The organism is Actinobacillus seminis (assembly GCF_002263215.1).
Taxonomy (GTDB): Bacteria; Pseudomonadota; Gammaproteobacteria; order Enterobacterales; family Pasteurellaceae; genus Actinobacillus_B; species Actinobacillus_B seminis.
In genome coordinates this window covers 44,884-62,847 of the sequence record NZ_NLFK01000011.1, presented here as the reverse complement: position 1 = coordinate 62,847, position 17,964 = coordinate 44,884, and the positions used below count along the sequence as shown (strand labels likewise).

15 protein-coding genes and 4 pseudogenes are annotated in these 17,964 nt (G+C 37.8%); 7 read left to right on the top strand and 12 right to left on the bottom strand.

What is annotated here, in order from left to right; genetic code table 11:
- Window positions 1-11: 11 nt before the first annotated feature.
- Window positions 12-563, bottom strand: coding sequence for a D-glycero-beta-D-manno-heptose 1,7-bisphosphate 7-phosphatase (gene gmhB / locus CFY87_RS10180; RefSeq protein ID WP_094947398.1), 552 nt, complete (start codon window positions 561-563; stop codon window positions 12-14).
- Between the two features lie 183 nt (window positions 564-746).
- Here gmhB and metN point away from each other — a divergent pair.
- The 3 genes and pseudogenes from metN to CFY87_RS10165 all read left to right on the top strand — a co-directional run bounded on the left by metN (window position 747) and on the right by CFY87_RS10165 (window position 3,333).
- Window positions 747-1,783 (top strand): annotated as a pseudogene (gene metN / locus CFY87_RS10175) (methionine ABC transporter ATP-binding protein MetN).
- The gene (locus CFY87_RS10170; RefSeq protein ID WP_094947395.1) at window positions 1,773-2,462 is read left to right on the top strand and encodes a methionine ABC transporter permease; all 690 of its coding nucleotides are present in this window, start codon (window positions 1,773-1,775) and stop codon (window positions 2,460-2,462) included. The pseudogene metN and the gene CFY87_RS10170 overlap by 11 nt, the downstream one beginning before the upstream one ends.
- Before the next feature lie 31 nt (window positions 2,463-2,493).
- Complete coding sequence (locus CFY87_RS10165; protein ID WP_094947392.1) at window positions 2,494-3,333, top strand: MetQ/NlpA family lipoprotein; 840 nt, start codon at window positions 2,494-2,496, stop codon at window positions 3,331-3,333.
- 69 nt (window positions 3,334-3,402) lie between these two features.
- Here CFY87_RS10165 and CFY87_RS10160 read toward each other — a convergent pair.
- The 3 genes and pseudogenes from CFY87_RS10160 to rsmC all read right to left on the bottom strand — a co-directional run.
- Window positions 3,403-3,627, bottom strand: a pseudogene (locus CFY87_RS10160) (transposase); the annotation flags it as partial.
- Window positions 3,628-3,632: 5 nt separating this feature from the next.
- Window positions 3,633-3,993 (bottom strand): annotated as a pseudogene (locus CFY87_RS10155) (MFS transporter); the annotation flags it as partial.
- Window positions 3,994-4,055: 62 nt separating this feature from the next.
- A complete protein-coding gene (gene rsmC / locus CFY87_RS10150; protein ID WP_094947389.1) occupies window positions 4,056-5,048 on the bottom strand; it encodes a 16S rRNA (guanine(1207)-N(2))-methyltransferase RsmC in 993 nt (330 codons plus the stop codon).
- A 62-nt stretch (window positions 5,049-5,110) separates the two neighbouring features.
- On the opposite strand from rsmC, the gene CFY87_RS10145 reads away from it, so the two are divergent.
- A complete protein-coding gene (locus CFY87_RS10145) occupies window positions 5,111-5,518 on the top strand; it encodes a DNA polymerase III subunit psi (protein WP_094947386.1) in 408 nt (135 codons plus the stop codon).
- 2 nt (window positions 5,519-5,520) lie between these two features.
- A complete protein-coding gene (gene rimI, locus CFY87_RS10140; protein ID WP_094947383.1) occupies window positions 5,521-5,964 on the top strand; it encodes a ribosomal protein S18-alanine N-acetyltransferase in 444 nt (147 codons plus the stop codon).
- Between the two features lie 48 nt (window positions 5,965-6,012).
- Here the strand turns inward: rimI and CFY87_RS10135 are convergent, their stop codons facing one another.
- The 7 genes and pseudogenes from CFY87_RS10135 to CFY87_RS10105 form a co-directional block, all read right to left on the bottom strand.
- Window positions 6,013-7,350 (bottom strand): gluconate:H+ symporter, encoded by a 1,338-nt coding sequence (locus CFY87_RS10135; RefSeq protein ID WP_094947380.1) that lies wholly within the window; start codon window positions 7,348-7,350, stop codon window positions 6,013-6,015.
- A 182-nt stretch (window positions 7,351-7,532) separates the two neighbouring features.
- The gene (locus tag CFY87_RS10130; RefSeq protein ID WP_094947377.1) at window positions 7,533-8,174 is read right to left on the bottom strand and encodes a bifunctional 4-hydroxy-2-oxoglutarate aldolase/2-dehydro-3-deoxy-phosphogluconate aldolase; all 642 of its coding nucleotides are present in this window, start codon (window positions 8,172-8,174) and stop codon (window positions 7,533-7,535) included.
- Between the two features lie 24 nt (window positions 8,175-8,198).
- Window positions 8,199-9,148 (bottom strand): annotated as a pseudogene (locus CFY87_RS10125) (sugar kinase).
- Window positions 9,149-9,165: 17 nt separating this feature from the next.
- Entirely contained in the window at window positions 9,166-10,569 is a 1,404-nt protein-coding gene (gene uxaC, locus CFY87_RS10120) for a glucuronate isomerase (RefSeq protein ID WP_094947374.1), read from the bottom strand.
- 11 nt (window positions 10,570-10,580) lie between these two features.
- Entirely contained in the window at window positions 10,581-12,005 is a 1,425-nt protein-coding gene (locus tag CFY87_RS10115) for a mannitol dehydrogenase family protein (protein WP_094947371.1), read from the bottom strand.
- Between the two features lie 28 nt (window positions 12,006-12,033).
- Entirely contained in the window at window positions 12,034-13,344 is a 1,311-nt protein-coding gene (locus CFY87_RS10110; RefSeq protein ID WP_094947368.1) for a TRAP transporter large permease, read from the bottom strand.
- Window position 13,345: 1 nt separating this feature from the next.
- Complete coding sequence (locus CFY87_RS10105) at window positions 13,346-13,831, bottom strand: TRAP transporter small permease (RefSeq protein ID WP_094947365.1); 486 nt, start codon at window positions 13,829-13,831, stop codon at window positions 13,346-13,348.
- Window positions 13,832-14,188: 357 nt separating this feature from the next.
- Here CFY87_RS10105 and CFY87_RS10100 point away from each other — a divergent pair, with 357 nt between their 5' ends.
- Complete coding sequence (locus CFY87_RS10100; RefSeq protein WP_094947362.1) at window positions 14,189-15,172, top strand: TRAP transporter substrate-binding protein; 984 nt, start codon at window positions 14,189-14,191, stop codon at window positions 15,170-15,172.
- 76 nt (window positions 15,173-15,248) lie between these two features.
- Entirely contained in the window at window positions 15,249-16,022 is a 774-nt protein-coding gene (locus tag CFY87_RS10095) for a GntR family transcriptional regulator (protein ID WP_094947359.1), read from the top strand.
- Between the two features lie 158 nt (window positions 16,023-16,180).
- Here the strand turns inward: CFY87_RS10095 and uidA are convergent, their stop codons facing one another.
- Window positions 16,181-17,947: a beta-glucuronidase gene (uidA, locus tag CFY87_RS10090; RefSeq protein WP_094947355.1), complete on the bottom strand. Its 1,767-nt coding sequence runs from the start codon at window positions 17,945-17,947 to the stop codon at window positions 16,181-16,183.
- Window positions 17,948-17,964: the final 17 nt, after the last annotated feature.

The window sequence follows — 17,964 nt, the reverse complement described above, 5'->3', positions numbered from 1 at the left end:
TTTTTTGCGCATTATTTCAACTTTCTAATTAATGCCACCACATCTGTAATTGAATCGATTACATAATCTGCCAGTTTTTCGCTATCTTCGGTCACCGTTTTTCCGCTACGCACCAAAATATTCATTTTTATTCCCGCACTTTTCCCCGCCATCATATCTTCCATTTTATCGCCAATCATAATGGAACGTGCCGGATCAATTTTCAATTCTTTAATCGCTTGGCTTAACATTCCTGCTTTTGGTTTGCGACAATTGCAGTCTTGTTTAAATTCGCCGATACCATCAGGATGATGCGGACAATAATAAATTCCATCTAAGTCCACACCACGATCAGCCAGTGACCAATCCATCCATTCCGTTAATTGCAAAAATTGCTGTTCTGAAAAATAGCCCCGCGCAATTCCCGATTGATTGCTCACCAGCACCAATAAATAACCCATTTGTTTTAGTTGCTGTAAAGCTTCAATGCTCCCCTCAATAAAGTGAAATTGATCAATTTCATGTACATACCCATAATCTATGTTCAATGTTCCGTCACGATCCAAGAAAATCGCTTTGTTCATTTCATTATCCCCAATGAGTTATTCATATTCAATAAAGAAGCATTATCGCCATTCCCATCATTTGATGCAATTTAATTCTTATTTATTCTATTTGTTCATAAAAATCTTGCCAATAACAGTTGACACAGCAATCTAGACGTCTAAAATAGCAAAATAATTTAACATTGACCGAAAAGGGCTTATATGATTAAGCTGAAAAATATAAGTAAAATTTTTGATATTTCCGGCAAAAAATTGACCGCACTTGATAATGTTTCCTTAGAAATTCCTAAGGGACAAATTTGTGGAGTTATCGGCGCGTCTGGCGCCGGAAAAAGTACATTGATCCGTTGCGTCAATTTATTGGAAAAACCATCCTCCGGTTCCGTTATCATTGATGGAAAAGAACTGACAGAATTTTCTGACGCACAACTTATTCACGAACGACGCAATATCGGCATGATCTTCCAGCATTTTAATTTGCTGAGTTCACGTACCGTTTTCGACAATATTGCATTACCGTTAGAATTGGAAAAAAACCGCAAGATCATATTCAACAAAAAGTCGATGCGCTCTTGGAATTAGTTGGATTAAATGACAAAAAAGACGCGTATCCGGCAAATTTATCCGGCGGTCAAAAACAACGCGTAGCAATTGCACGCGCGTTGGCAAGCGATCCCAAAGTGTTGCTTTGCGACGAAGCTACCAGCGCATTAGATCCGGCAACCACGCAATCTATTTTAAATTTATTAAAAGAAATTAACCGCACTTTAGGGATTACCATTTTATTGATCACCCATGAAATGGATGTGGTCAAACGCATTTGTGATCAAGTAGCCGTCATTGATAGAGGACAATTGATCGAGCAAGGTTCAGTGAGTGAAATTTTTTCCAATCCAAAAACTGCTTTGGCACAAGAATTTATTCGTTCAACTTTTCATATTAATTTGCCGGACGAATATATGGAAAAATTATCGCAAACGCCAAAATACCCTAACACACAACCAATTATCAAATTTGAATTTACCGGTCGTTCCGTTGATGCTCCATTATTATCGCAAGCATCCAAAAAATTTGGTGTAGAACTTAGTATTTTGAGTTCACAAATTGATTATGCCGGTGGCGTCAAATTTGGCTTTGTCATTGCCGAAGTGGAAGGTAGCGAAGATGCTATTACACAAACTAAAATTTATTTAATGGAAAATAACGTTCGCATTGAGGTACTAGGCTATGTTAACTGAATTTAGTAGTGAATTTTCTCGCCAACTGACGCCTCAAATATGGCAATTGATTGCGATGAGCTCTTTTGAAACTGTCTATATGAGTTTGATAGCGACCTTGTTTGCTGTATTATTCGGTCTGCCTTTAGGCGTCTTAAATTTTTTGACCAAACCGAATCAAGTGTTGGCAAATAAACGAGCAAACCGCATTTTAGAAATCATCATTAATATAGGGCGTTCAATTCCGTTCATTATTTTATTATTTGATTTAATGCCGGTGACCCGTTTCTTAGTTGGCACTACCCTTGGTACTACTGCCGCAATTATCCCATTGAGTGTAGCGGCATTACCGTTTTATGCCCGCTTAACCTCAAATGCACTCGGCGATATCCCAAGCGGTCTTACGGAAACAGCAAAAGCTATGGGAACTACCGTTTGGCAATTAGTCACTCGCTTTTATTTACCTGAAGCATTGCCAATGCTGATTAAAGCCATGACTCTCACTTTAGTCACCTTAATCGGGTATTCTGCCATGGCGGGCGCAGTTGGCGGTGGTGGCTTGGGTAATACTGCAATTTCATTCGGTTTACACAGAAATATGCCTTACGTATTATGGGTTTCCACCATTATTATCGTAATTATCGTCATGTTATGTGAAAAATACGGAAACAAACTCGCTGATCGTTTTGATCATCGTTAATTAATCAACCTTTTTAAAGAGGATTTAAATCATGAATTTTAAGAAAACATTAAGTGTTGTCGCACTCGCCTCCGTCTTTGCCTTAGCCGCTTGTGACGATAAAAAACCGGAAACCGCCGCCGCACCGGCAGAACCAACCAAAGCGGTACAAAAAATTAAAGTCGGCGTCATGTCAGGTCCTGAACATCAAGTTGCAGAAATCGCGGCAAAAGTGGCTAAAGAAAAATATAATTTAGACGTTGAATTCATAGAATTTAACGACTACGCGCTACCAAATCCAGCGGTAAGTAAAGGCGATTTGGACGTCAACGCAATGCAACATAAACCCTATTTAGACAAAGATTCCCAATCTAACGGTTATAATAATCTGATGATCGTAGGCAATACCTTTGTTTACCCACTAGCCGGTTACTCTAAAAAAATTAAAAATGTTAATGAGTTACAAGATGGTGCAGTAGTTGCGGTACCAAATGATCCGAGCAATTTAGCCCGCGCGTTAATCTTATTAGAAAAACAAGGCTTGATTAAATTAAAAGATAGCACAAACTTATTTGCAACTTCTTTAGATATTATTGAAAACCCGAAAAATCTGCAAATCAAAGAAGTGGATACCTCTGTTGCAGCAAGAGCCTTAGATGATGTTGATTTAGCGGTAGTGAACAATACTTATGCCGGTCAAGTTGGATTAACTGCCTCCGAAAATGGTGTATTTGTTGAAGACAAAGATTCGCCTTATGTTAATATCATTGTTGCTCGTCAAGATAATAAAGACAGCGAAGCGGTACAAAACTTCGTGAAAGCTTACCAGACAGAAGAAGTGTATCAAGAAGCAGTGAAACACTTTAAAGACGGTGTGGTAAAAGGTTGGTAATTTTAACCGCACTTTTTATTATTTATGACAAAAACGCCCAATTGATCTGCCCCAAAAAGTTAGACTGCTTTAACTTAAGGACTGAATTCTGTATTCTACAGGACTTAGTCCTTTTAATTTCACTTGAATGCGCTCATTGTTGTAGTAATGAATGTACTCATGAATGGTTTGCTTAAGTTCGGCAAGAGTGTCAAACCGCCTGCCGAAGTAGCATTCTGTTTTTAGGCATCCAAAAAAACTTTCCATCGCCCCGTTATCCAAGCAATTTCCTTTTCTCGACATACTTTGCCTAATGCCATTTTGTTTTCAGGGAGTAAGAAAATTATTGCGATCATATCAATCACATAAATCAGCGCTAAAAAGACGATAGCTGGAGAGAAAGAATAGGCAGAAAAGACCGTCCCTACGACGATAGATCCGAAACCGCCAACTGTGCATCCTAACTTAAACAGCAGATTTTGTGCGGTGGTCCGCGCCTCCGTTGGATAGGCCTCTGCTATCAAAGCGCCATATCCGCCCTTCATTCCGTTGACAAACATTCTCGACAAATAGCATTGCGGTCGGATCGTTTAATTGGGAATAGAAAATAATACTTACCACGGCATCAAACCGGAACAACAAGAAGATCGGTTTGCGCCCGAATTTATCGGCTATTCGCCCATTTGGCAAGCAACATCAGCACAACAATGCCCACCTGCCATCGCCAGCACAAACCGACAATATTATGCTGCACGTGCAGAATAAACCTTAAATTTACTGGTTTGCGCTAAAACTTGATGAGCGCCAAAATAACGATCTAATAGCTCAGGATAAGGTAAAAAAGCATTCGCAACAAGGCGTAATTCGCCACCGGAATTAAGGTGCCGTTTAGCTTGGCGGATTAATTCTTCTACTGCACGATAAGCTGTATCAACACCTTGATGAAAAGGGGGATTGGACACAATCAGATCAAATTTTCCCTGAATATGCGAAAACACATCACTTGCCACGACCTCACCTTGCAATTGATTTTCCGCCAAGGTTCGTGTTGCCGATACCAATGCCATCGCATGAATATCGCTCATGGTTAATATCACATTAGGATGCTGCTTTTTTATATAACTCCCAATCACACCGGCACCACATCCCACATCCAGCACTTTACCACGCAAGGGTTGATCCAAAGTCGAAAGCAAAAGCTCTGTCCCTAAATCCAATTCGTTAGCACTAAAAACTCCCGGTAAACTAAAAACCGTTAACCCCTTGAGGCGCTCTTGTTGATAGTTTTTCCAATACGCCGGCAAAGAAAAGTGCGGTCGTTTTTTTAAACAAAAATGATATAAACCGCAACGTCTTGCCCCGTCAATTTTGGCAATCTCGCCATATTCCGCCAGCATATTTTCTGCTGAACGCACACCGGCACGATTTTCGCCGATAATCAGCATCTCCTGCTCCATGGGTGCTTTTGCTAATAATTCCATTAACTGAAACCGAGTTTCTTGTTTATTTTTTGTCCAATAATAAACCATCAATGTAGCAGAAAATGGACATTCTAAAGAAAAACTGACCGTACTTCGTTTTTTTGCATAATCAAAATACCATGACCACACAGAAATCTCTCGTGCCTGCGTCAATTGCGACGGAAAATCATCACGGATCCCGCCGGCAAATAATACCGATTTTCCCTCAAAAAATGCTAAATGACGTTGTAGAACTTGGCTTTCAACAGAAATCACGCTATTAATCCTATTCAATATTGGTTAAAATTAGGCGCATTATAAACGAAAATTGCAACGCAATGAACAGACGAGATTTACTCCTACAACAAATGCACATTTGCCAGTGGCAATTGCAACGTCCCGACGTCCTAAAAGGGATCATTAATATACCGGTAGTGGCGCATATTCGCTTGATTATTATTGCCGAACAGGAAATCACGTCGCAACCGCTGCTAAGCGATATTTTGCACAGCCTAAATCTGCAAATCAGCGATTGTCTGCGCATTGATTTTGACTTTGTTCCCCATTTAAATTTACAACACCAAGTCGATTATTGGTTATTGAGCGATAATCAAGAAAAAATCGACCGCACTTTAAGCCAATGCCCACAAGCACAGCACCAATGGCAATCTCCGGCATGGCAAACCTTACGCCAATCGCCACAAGCAAAACGCCAATTGTGGAAACAACTGCAAAAAAGTAACTGATTATGTACACCATCTCTTTTATCGCCCCTCAAGATTTCGAGCAACTTTATGCCATAGAACAAGTGGCGCATAGCGTTCCTTGGTCTTTAGGGACGTTAAAAAATAATCAAGGCGAACGCTATCTTAACTTAAAACTTCAGCGACAAAATCAAATTATCGGTTTTGCTATCTGTCAAACGGTCTTAGATGAGGCAACCTTATTTAACCTCGCCATTCATCCTTCGTTTCAAGGTCAAGGCTTGGGAAGCCGATTATTGAGAGAGCTAATTAACCAACTTCAAACTAAAGGCATTGCTACGCTTTGGTTGGAAGTTCGAGAATACAATTTAACCGCGCAAAATCTCTACATTAAGCAGGGATTCCATCTAGTCGACATTCGTAAAAATTACTATCCAACAAAAGACGGTAAACGGGAAAATGCTGTAGTCATGGCATTACATTTATAAAGATGAACTAATTTAGTTTATTAAATCGGTTTTAGTCATCAATTCTCATTAGAGTATAAGACTTAATAATAAAACAATAATTAACCCAACTACGGAGTTTACAGCCTCCAATACGCCCCAAGTTTTAATTGTGTCTTTAATTGAGATCCCAAAAGACTGCTGATATAACAAAAAACCGGCATCCCACATTAATGTTGTGGTATTACTCCCCGTTGCACAAGCAAGCATCATTAACACCGGATTAACATCAAAAGCCTCTACCATAGGAGCAACAATTCCTGCGGCTGTAATTGCTGATACAGCACCTTGTCCCGTCATTAAGCGAATCAAAACGGTAATTAGCCAGCCTAGGATAAGTGGAGAAATAGATAGATTACCAATGAGTCTAACGATTTCTTGTCCTACATTAGCTTCAATAATGACCTCTTTCATTACTCCACCTGCTGCAATTACAATAATCACATTCGAAATGGCTCTTATAGCGTCACTTAAATGATTTGAGATCTCCTCTCCTGATAACCCCTGCTTGTAGCCAAAAAAATAGATCGCTGCCAGCAAGGTGATCAACATACTGATTTCTGCACTACCAAAGAAACTAAAAATCCGATAAAGCGTATCTGTGTTAGAACATAAATTTTTTACTACGGAAGAGATGATTATAATTATTGCCGGCAATAAAGGAACTAAAATGCTTATACCAAATGAGGGTAATTTCGCTTTAGGTAACCTATTTGCTGGTTTCATGACATCGCCTAACGGCATTTGCTCAAGTCCCGGAATAAACCGTTGAACCAAAACCCCTGAGGCAATAATTGTCGGAATAACCACAATAAAACCTAATACATAAACTTGCGACATATCTGCATTAAATGCGGATACCAATGCCATAGGACCGGGTTGCGGAGGAAAAATACTATGTCCCATCGTTGTACCGGCAATTGCAGGAATAACTAATTTCATATAGTGAATATTAGCTTCTTTTGCAATACTTAATACCAAAGGGATAATAATTAAAAAAGCAACTTCATAAAACATTGCCATGCCAAAGAGAGTGCCAATAATTAATAAAGCAAAGGGTAACATTTTTCCCCCCATAGATGAGACTATGGTATCGGCAATTTGCTGAGATGCGCCTGACTCTGTCATAAGTTTGCCGATAATTGCGCCAATGACAACGATCAAAGCTAAAGCTGATAATATCCCACCAACGCCGGTGCTAATGGTCGAGGCAATTTTTTCTATCGGCATACCTTCTGTTAAGGCAATAAAAAGGGCAGAAATTAGCAATGCGACAAAACTATGTAATTTAACTTTAACAATTAAGACAATGAGAAGAAAAATACCAATAAGAACCCATATGAGGGGAGATACAGTTGAAAAAAACATTTTATTAGTACTCCTTTAATACTAAATCATCAATGATTAGTACCAAGTTAGTTTATCACTACAAATATAATTAATTATGATGAAAATCAGCGTGTAAAATATTTCTGGTGTAATTAGAACACCATTAATGCCTTCCAATTACACCAATTATCAAACAATAGTATCTAAAAAATAATCTCTTATTATTTCTGAACTAAGCTTACCGCTTCTTGAACTAACTGTCCGATTTCATTCCATTTCTGACCATTGATCAACGATTTTTCTACAAACCATGATCCTCCGCAAGCAACAACATTCGGAATAGCAAGATAATCTTTAATATTATTTATATTGACACCTCCGGTCGGCATAATATTCAGATCACCATAAGGACCTAATAATGCTTTGATCATTTTTACCCCGCCACTTGCCTCTGCCGGAAAGAACTTAACAGCATTAATTCCCATTTCAAGTGCTGCCTCAATAGACATCGGGTTATTTACGCCAGGCATAACCGGCAACACTAAATCTTGACAAAGTTGTACAATTTTTGGATTAAATCCCGGCGTCACAACACAATCTGCGCCGGCATTTTTAGCGGCAAATAGTTGCTCTGTAGTTAAAACTGTACCGGCAGCAATCAAAATATCAGGATAATGTTGACGGGCTAATCGGATAGCCTGCTCGGCAGCAGCGGAACGAAACGTAATTTCCAACACCGGTAAACCGTTATCGGTTAATGTTTTTGCTAAAGGCAAAATATCTTCTGCTTTATCTAAAGCAATCACCGGAATCACTTTTAATTCTGCTAATTTTTTTACAATTTGTTCTGTTGTATAACTCATTTTTTCCTCTGTAATCCATATTAATTAAGACTGTGTATCATTAAATTGACAACGCAATGTGGCAGTCGCTTCCGGCGCAATAATAGCTCCTTTGTGTTGAATAATAATACCGGCTAATTGATTACCTTGTTGGCAACAATGTATGAGATCTTTACCCAATAAATATCCTTGTAAAAAGCCAGCGTTAAAAGAATCACCCGCCGAAGTGGTATCAACTACATGTTCCACCGGAGTTGTCGGCACAAAAGTTTGTTGTCCTTGTTGGCAAAAAACAGCCCCTGTTTGCCTTGTTTAACAACGATAAGCGGAATAGCAAAAGATTGCAAACGGTTGATCGTTTCCTGCTCATCATTATCGCCCCATAATACGGCTTCATCATCAAAAGTAACCAGCGCAATATCAATTAATGGTAATAATGCTTCATAATATTGTCTAGCTTGCGCCAGATTATCCCAAAGTTTAACACGGAAATTACTATCAAAAGCAATTTTTACCCCTGATTGTTTTAATTCACGCAATTGCTCAATAAATAAAGTGCGGTCATTTTCCGGTAAAATTGCAAAACTAATTCCACTAAAATATACCATGTCCATACTTTTTAATTGTTCAAACACCTTTGGGTAATCCGCATGCTGTAATAAATAACGAGCAGCAGATTGATTACGCCAATAAAGAAAAGTACGTTCGCCATCTGAATCCAGCTGGATTAAGTAAAGCCCGGGTTGACGTTCGGCATCAGTTAATACCCATTCTGTTTTGATGCCGTCTTGCTGCCAATGCTCCCTCATTCTCCGACTTAATTTATCCTCGCCCAAAACAGAAACATAATGCACATCAAGTTGTTCCGATTGGCTAATACGTACTAAATAGGTTGCCGTATTTAAAGAATCTCCACCATAAGTCTGGCGCATATTACCGAAAAGTTCACCATTTAGCTCTATCATACATTCGCCAATCAGTGCAATTTTTTTCATACGATTATCCTGTCGTTTTATTTAAAATAACGTTTCGCGTTGGTATAACAAATATCGCTAACCATGCCGCCAAGTAATTTCATATCATTTGGGGCTTCCCCCCGCTCGACCCAATTACCTAGCATTTCACATAAAATACGACGGAAATATTCATGTCGTGTATAAGACAAGAAGCTACGAGAATCCGTCAACATACCAACAAATTGGCTCAATAAACCAAGTTGGGATAACTGTTGTAATTGACGTTCCATCCCATCTTTTTGATCATTAAACCACCAACCGGATCCAAATTGGATTTTTCCCGAAATACCACCGGTTTGGAAATTACCGATCATTGAACCTAATACTTCATTATCACGTGGATTTAAGCAATATAAAATTGTTTTAGGTAATTGATCGGTTTGATCCATTGTATCTAATAAACGAGACAACGGTTCTGCAAATAAACGATCGCCGATAGAATCAAATCCACTATCCGCCCCCAATAACTTAAACATACGGGTATTATTATTACGAATCGCCCCAATATGCATCTGCATCACCCAATGACGTTTATGGTACTCCGTCCCTAACCACACCAAAAGTGCGGTAGAAAATTGTGCAATTTGCTCTTCACAAAGCACTTGTCCATCTAAGCGTTGCTGCAAAATTGCATCTAATACACTTTCTTCCGGAATTGGGGCGAAGCGGACAATTTCCATGCCATGATCCGCAGATTTACATCCCATTCGATCAAAATGATCCAACCGTTTTGTTAAGGCTTTTTTCAACCCATCAAAAGTCCGTATTTCTATATCGCTGACGTTTTCAAGCGTAGCAATATATTCATTGAATAATGGCAGCTCAATTTTAAAGGCGCGATCCGGTCGCCAACTCGGAACAACTTCTATATTGAAAGAAGGATCCTGTGCAACCTTTTGATGATATTCCAGTGAATCGACAGGATCATCTGTCGTTCCAACAAGCTCAACCTTCATTTGTTGCATTATGCCTCGTGCGGAAAATTCAGGTTGCTGCAACATATCGTTACATTGCTGCCAGATTTTATCCGCATTATTCGGACCAAATAATATATTAGTAATCCCAAAAGGACGACGTAATTCAAGGTGTGTCCAATGGTAAATTGGATTACCGATACATTTAGGCACAGTGTGAGCAAAAGCCAGATATTTACTGTAATTATCAGCTGAACCAGTAATTAGCTCTTCTTGCACGCCAGCTGAACGCATGGCTCTCCATTTATAGTGATCTCCCTCCAACCAAATTTCAGTTAAATCTTTGAATTGACGGTTTTCTGCAATATCTCTTGGATTTAAATGACAATGATAGTCAAAAATTGGCTGTATTTTGGCATAATCATGATAAAGTGTTTTAGCAGTATCAGTGGATAACAAAAAATCTTCATTCATAAACTGTTTCATCATTTCCTCACTTACGCATTAATGTAATTCGCTACCGTTTGTTTCGCGCCAACCTGAAGCAATGATGTAAACGCCGCTCTCACTTCTTCGACAAATAAAGTATTTGATGTTAATTCACTTGGGAAAATAGCCTCCAAGTTTAATAACTCATCTAATGCAGCCAATGTTAAACCGTGTTGAGCATATATTTGCTGAAATTTTTCTACCATAGGATCTTTGACATCAATAGGTTGATTTTGCTCATCAACACCGCTCACATATCTTGCCCAACCGGCAACACCCAATGCTAATAATTTAAATGAGGAACCTTTAGCAAGATGGTAACGAATTGAGGCCAACATACGAATTGGAAGCTTTTGGCTACCGTCCATCGCAATCTGCCAAGTGCGGTGTTTAATATTCGGATTTTCATAACGTTCAATTAATTGATTTGCATAACGGGTTAAATCAATACCTTGTGGCATACAAAGCGTTACCGCTTGCTCATTTAACATCAGTTGATACGCGGCTGTATGGTAATTCTTATCCTGCATACAATCAGAAATATGTGCATACCCTGCTAAATATCCCAGATAAGCTAAGAAAGAATGACTACCATTAAGCATACGTAATTTCATTTCTTCAAACGGACGAACATCTTCTACCAATTCTGCCCCAATTAAGTTCCACTCTGGACGACCGGAAACAAAATGATCCTCGATCACCCATTGGCGGTATTCTTCACAAACGACTCCACAAGGATCTGATTGACCTAAAACATCGGCAACTTCCTGTAAACTGTCGACCGTCATCGCAGGTACAATACGATCCACCATTGTACAAGGGAACGAGCTATTTTGTTCAATCCAATCAGCTAATGCCGGATCAAGATGACCGGCAAATCCTAATACTGCATTTTTCGCCACAAATCCGTTTTCCATTAAATTGTCACAGGACATAACGGAGAACGCCGGAATTCCCCGTTCTTTACGTAATTGTAATGCTCTTACGATATAGCCGATCGCAGAAACCGGAGCTGTCGGATTTTTTAAATCAACTTGAATCTCACGATTATTTAAATCCAATTTGCCGCTGGCAGGATCCAAGCAATATCCTTTTTCTGTGACCGTCAAAGACACAATAACCACTTCAGGATCCGCCATACGTTCTAAAATCGCATCAATCCCATCTAATGTCGGGTGATAAGCATATTCAATAACCGCTTTCACTTCTTTTAAACGTTTATTTTTTGCCCCTTTTTCCAAAACATGTAATTGGTAATTTTGCGCTTTTAATTGTTCAATGATTTCTGAATCATTACGCAAATTCACTTCATAATAACGCCATTGTTGCGTAGCTTGTTGATTCGTCTCTGCGGTATAAAGTAATTGGTGCGCACGATGGAAAGCACCGAAACCGAGATGAACAATTTTATTTGCTGTATTTAATGTAGTCATAATAAATCCTTAATTATCATATGAGTTATTACATTGGAACATAATTTAAAAGATATTTTGGTAAAAATAGGCTGATATCCGGTATATAAGTTACCAATAATAAAGTCGCTATTAATACTATAAAAAACGGCACTATTGGTTTTAATACACGATCAATACTTACGTTACCGACAGAGCATCCTACAAATAATGCACTACCAACCGGAGGAGTACAAATTCCGATACAGAGATTGAATGTCATCATGATACCAAAATGAATTGGATCTACACCTAATTCCGTTACTACAGGTAAAAAAATCGGTGTGAAAATCAATACCGCCGGAGTCATATCCATAAAGGTACCAATAATCAGTAAAATAACGGTAATAAATAATAAGATAACGAACTTACTCTCAGAAAAATACATTAGTGCATCTTGTATCATATAAGGTATATCTGCATTCGCCATTGCCCAAGACATGCCTGAAGAAGCACCAATAAGGAGTAAAACAATTGAAGTTGTTACACTGGATTCTAAAATAATACCCGGCAGCTCTTTTATTTTTACTTCTTTATAAATGCCTACGGCGAGAACCAACGTATATACTACAGCAATTGCGGAAGCTTCTGTTGCAGTAAAAATTCCTGCAATAATTCCACCAATAGCAATGACAATTAGTAATAAAGATGGAATAGCATCCAATGTTTTCATAAAAACATCTTTACAACTCGGTTTCGGAGCAAGTGGATAATTACGTTTTTTAGCCATAAACCCGGCAACCAACATCACTCCTAATCCCATAAGAATTCCCGGTAAATAACCACCTAAAAATAAAGCAGAGATAGACGTACCGCCAGAAACTAAAGAATATACAATCAATGTATTACTTGGAGGAATTAATAATCCTGTCGGACAGGAAGCGATATTCACTGCTGCAGATAGTTCCGGATCATAACCTTCTTTCTTTTGTAATGGTGACATAATTCCACCCATTGCAGCAGCGGACGCAACAGCAGAACCGGAAATAGAACCAAACATCATATTAGCTAATACATTGCAATGAAATAATGATCCCGGAAGTCTTGCCCCCAATACTTTTGCAAGCTCAATCAGACGAATTGCAATTCCACCGCGATTCATAATATTTCCGGCTAAAATAAAAAATGGAATCGCTAATAACGCGAAATTATCTAATCCGGATGCCATTTTTTGAGTAACTACCGTCAACGCACTATCAAGTGGCAAAGTAGTTGCAATCGTAATTAAAGTAGAAATTGCAATTGCAAATGAAATTGGTACAGAAAGTGCCAGCATAACAGCAAAAGTACCAAATAAAACGAGAATGATTGACCATTCCATATTATATTCCTTTTCTTTCAGAACTAAATTTACCAATCAAATCAATTAGTAAATAAAATAACATTATTGCACCTGATACGGGTAAACACAGATAAACCAATCCCATATCAATGCCCAATGAAGGAGATACTTGCCCTGTTAAGTGTGTATCCCACGCAAGATTACCGCCACCGTATAGTAAAATATACCCGGCAAAGAAAATCATCACCAAGAGGATAACCACCTCTAAACCGGTTTTATTTTTACCTTGCATTTTCAATAGCAATAAGTCAATCGCTAAATGACGTTTTAAACCGGTAGCATAAGCTGCGCCGATCAAACCAACCCACATAAATAAAAAACGAGCTAATTCATCGGTTACAATACTTGGCGCCCCCAATACATAGCGAGAAATTACCTGCCAAACAACACAGACAACCAAAACTGCAGATAGCAGCACAGAAAATATCGCCATAACTCGGTTTACCAATCTTACGATTTTACTCATAAAAAATCTCCTATTACAAATTTAAGTGCTAATTTTACGATAAATTCAACCAAAAAAATTAGATCAAGATCACACTTTTTTAAAGTGGCATTCCTATTTTCATATTTTTTGTGACATTGGTCTAACTTTTTGATTAATTGTTTTGACTATATACATAAAATAATGAATGATACGCGTATTGATGTATATCCAATTTAACTTGGATAGATTTGATTCGATATTATTAGTCGTTGCAAAGGCAAGAAACATAAAACACTTTTATTTCTTACTCACACGCAATATACGCAAATTTCTTAACAGCATAGCTGTTATAATATCGGTGTAATTGATTATTTTAAGTACTTTTGAGGACATACTATGAAATTAAAAAACAATTTTCTATTATCAACTTTGGCAGCAGCATTGACATTAAGTTTTTCCATTGCGGCAGATGCCACTACAACACTAAAACTTAGTCACAACCAAAATCGTACTCACCCAGTACATAAGGCATTTGAATTTATGGCAAAACGAGCATCTCAACTATCTGATGGTGAACTGAAAATTAGAATTTATCCGGATGCACAACTTGGTTCACAACGTGAATCATTAGAGCTGGTACAAAAAGGAGCAATTGCATTAGCAAAATCCAATGCGGCTGAACTTGAAGCGTTTAGTAAACCTTATGGAGTTTACAACTTGCCTTACTTGTTCACCAATAAAACCCAATACCATAAGGTATTGGAGAGTGCTGTCGGTAAAAACATCTTAGCCTCATCAAAAGATAACGGATTTATCGGTTTAGCCTATTTAGATGCCGGTGCACGGAGCTTTTATGCTAAAAAAGCAATTAAAACTCCGGCAGATTTAAAAGGGCTAAAAGTTCGAGTTCAACCTAGTCCTACAGCAGTAAATATGGTCAAATTTCTCAGCGGAAATCCAACGCCATTAGCATACGGAGAACTCTATACCGCATTGCAACAAGGGGTAGTAGATGCGGCGGAAAACAATATTCCGTCTTATACGTTAAGCCGTCATAATGAAGTCGCGGGTGTGTTTAGTGAAGATGAACATACAATGGTACCTGATGTTTTAGTCATTTCAACAAAAGTTTGGAATTCGCTCAATGAAAAAGATCAAAAAGCGTTACAACAAGCTGCGGATGAAGCCGCTGTCGAAATGCAAAAGCTTTGGAGTGCCTCAGAAAATGCAGAAAGAGAATCTGCTGTTAAACAAGGTGTGACGTTTGTTGAGGTAGATAAAACCGCTTTTCAAAAAGCAGTAGCACCTATGTATGAAGAATTACAAAAATCAGATCCGGAAATCTATAAAGTGCTAGAAGAAATCAGAAAAATTCAATAAATTATGATATAATCCAGTGGGTCGTCCCAATATTTAATATATTGGGAAATTTGTTAAATATTTTCGGAAATTCATTATGAATGACAATTATTTTAATCGATCATATAAAAAAATAGGAGAACAACTAAAAGAAGAATTACAGCAAGGCTTATATAAAATTGGCGAACGTTTGCCGCCTGAACGCGACATTGCTGAACGCTTTGATGTAAGTCGAACAGTTGTTCGTGAAGCAATTATTATGCTTGAACTTGAAGGATTCGTGTCTGTTAAAAAAGGCTCGGGAGTATACGTTATCGCGTTACCTTGCGCGCAAGCTGACAATTTCTCAGAACCCATTGCGGATGTAGGACCTTTTGAATTACTGCAGGCAAGACAACTTATTGAAAGTAGTATTGCTGAATTTGCAGCAATACAAGCAACGCGTAATGATATTTTAAAATTAAAAGAAATTTTGAATAAAGAACGAATTACACTGGAACAGAATATCAATGATTATTCCGTGGATCAGGAGTTTCACTCTACACTCACTGAAATTACCCAAAATGAAGTATTAATTCAAATCCAGAAAGACTTTTGGAAATATAGAGATAACTCAATGTGGAAAACATTGCATTTACACATTGAAGATCAGCATTATCGTAAACTTTGGCTTGTTGATCATGAAAAAATTTTAAACGCGATTCAGCGTAAAAATCCAGCATTGGCTAAAAAAATGATGTGGCAACATATAGAAAATGTAAAACAAAAATTATTTGAGTTATCTGATATAGAAGATCCAAATTTTGATGGTTTTTTATTCAATGTTAATCCGGTTTTTTTTTTTTTTTTTAAATCAACAATATCTCCGTAAAAACCTCATATTAACGGAGATATTTTTGCATATCTATTGTTAAACATTAAAAATATCACAGATACTTAAAAAAATATACCCGTTTCAAGAATAACTCAAAACAGGTATCAAATAATATATAGATTACAACCGTTTATTCTCTAATACAGGAATGACGACTATTTTTTGTAGTTAAAGTTTGGAATATTGTCCCATCTTTGTTTGAAATAATGAGCTGCCATTTTAGGCATTCTCGCACGAGTAAATAACCCTTTCTTATTTCCTTGTACGCGGAAAATACCATATTTAGTTTGAAAATCAGCAAAATTCCATACTTGTTCACCTACAAAATAAGGTAGTTGATCAATTACTTCATTATTGGCTTTATAATATTCCACTTGGTATTCCTCGGTAAATGGTGTATTAAAGTCCATATCATGTAATCCAGCTACCGTATCCGCACCATATTCAGTAAACATAATTGGTTTGTCAGGATATAATCGATGCCAATGCTCAACTTCTTCTTTTAGTGCTTTTTTCGCTGCATCTAAATCGCCAAGTTGGCGATACCAGCCACAATAACGGTTCAAACAAATAACATCGGTTAAAGGGGTGACAACATCAGTATCCGGTGTCGCTAATAATAAATTAACAAAGCAACACGGACGATTTTGTGGATCCAATTCTCTGGCTAATTTAAATAATGGCTCAAAATACTCATATGCCCCCTCTTCTGCAGTTGAAGCTTCATTAGCAATAGACCACATCACAACGCAAGCATAATTTTTATCCCGTTGAATTAATTCGCGAATAACTTGACGGTGAGCCTCTCCTGTTTTATATATTTTCCAGGTATTATTTGCCGGATCAACTTTCATATCAACTCCGAAATTATACATTAGACCAACCGCTGTTGTTTCATCAATAACAACAAATCCTTCCCGATCAGCTAAGCGCATCATTTCTTCAGAGTAAGGATAGTGTGATGTGCGGAAAGAATTAGCGCCTTGCCATTTCATTAAATTTACATCTAATACATTTGCCACATTATTTAAACCTCGCCCGTTTAGATAGGTATCTTCATGGCGTCCGTATCCTTTGAAGTAAAACGGTTCACCATTAATTAAAAACTGATTATTTTTAACTTCCACAGTCCGCATACCAAATGGTTCGCTATAGCTATCTTCAACAACGTCACCATCTACCAATTCCACAACCGCTTGATACAAGTAAGCATTTAACGGTTGCCAGCGAATAACATTATCAATTTGCACCTGTTGTTTAGCTCCACCGATTGATGTGGCAACCACTTGTGATTGTTCATCAAGTACGGTCACTTTAATCTGCTTAGTTTCACCAACAACTGCAATCGCAAAATTAACGGTTGCTTGGTTATCTTGAAGCTCATATGTAATTGTAATATCTTCAATATAATTTTTTGGTTTACACCACAACATCACCGGACGATGAATACCCGCATAGTTAAAGAAGTCAAAATTTTCGTCTAATTTTTTACGAATATTCCCATTTTCATCTACTGTTTCGGAATAATTTCCTACCGGGAGAGTAGAATTATTCAAAATATTATTTGCATTTACTCGAAGTACATTTCTGCCCAAAATAACAAACTTGGTTACTTCAAATTCAAATGGTGTAAAGCCACCTTGATGCTCACCGATATATTGTTCATTAACAAAAACGGCCGCATAATGGGTTACCGATCCAAAACGGACAAATACGCGCTGATTTAACATTGCTTCAGTAACAAAAAATTCCGTTTGATAAAAGAAATCCCCTACATAATTTTTATATTCACTTAAAATAAGTTGATCATTAAATGAGCCCGGCACCGCCATAGGCTGCCATTGTTGATCCGCTAATTTAAATTGCCAAATACCGCTTAAATCAACTAATTGTCTAGTTTGTGTTGCTATAGGATATAACATAATTTCTACCTCTTAGT

Coding starts and splice junctions, on each gene's coding strand:
- CFY87_RS10145 (WP_094947386.1), top strand. CDS start 5,111: ATGAACAGACGAGATTTACTCCTACAACAAATGCACATTTGCCAGTGG.
- CFY87_RS10170 (WP_094947395.1), top strand. CDS start 1,773: ATGTTAACTGAATTTAGTAGTGAATTTTCTCGCCAACTGACGCCTCAA.
- CFY87_RS10165 (WP_094947392.1), top strand. CDS start 2,494: ATGAATTTTAAGAAAACATTAAGTGTTGTCGCACTCGCCTCCGTCTTT.
- CFY87_RS10115 (WP_094947371.1), bottom strand. CDS start 12,005: ATGACTACATTAAATACAGCAAATAAAATTGTTCATCTCGGTTTCGGT.
- CFY87_RS10095 (WP_094947359.1), top strand. CDS start 15,249: ATGAATGACAATTATTTTAATCGATCATATAAAAAAATAGGAGAACAA.
- rimI (WP_094947383.1), top strand. CDS start 5,521: ATGTACACCATCTCTTTTATCGCCCCTCAAGATTTCGAGCAACTTTAT.
- uidA (WP_094947355.1), bottom strand. CDS start 17,947: ATGTTATATCCTATAGCAACACAAACTAGACAATTAGTTGATTTAAGC.
- CFY87_RS10110 (WP_094947368.1), bottom strand. CDS start 13,344: ATGGAATGGTCAATCATTCTCGTTTTATTTGGTACTTTTGCTGTTATG.
- CFY87_RS10135 (WP_094947380.1), bottom strand. CDS start 7,350: ATGTTTTTTTCAACTGTATCTCCCCTCATATGGGTTCTTATTGGTATT.
- uxaC (WP_094947374.1), bottom strand. CDS start 10,569: ATGAAACAGTTTATGAATGAAGATTTTTTGTTATCCACTGATACTGCT.
- CFY87_RS10100 (WP_094947362.1), top strand. CDS start 14,189: ATGAAATTAAAAAACAATTTTCTATTATCAACTTTGGCAGCAGCATTG.
- gmhB (WP_094947398.1), bottom strand. CDS start 563: ATGAACAAAGCGATTTTCTTGGATCGTGACGGAACATTGAACATAGAT.
- CFY87_RS10105 (WP_094947365.1), bottom strand. CDS start 13,831: ATGAGTAAAATCGTAAGATTGGTAAACCGAGTTATGGCGATATTTTCT.
- CFY87_RS10130 (WP_094947377.1), bottom strand. CDS start 8,174: ATGAGTTATACAACAGAACAAATTGTAAAAAAATTAGCAGAATTAAAA.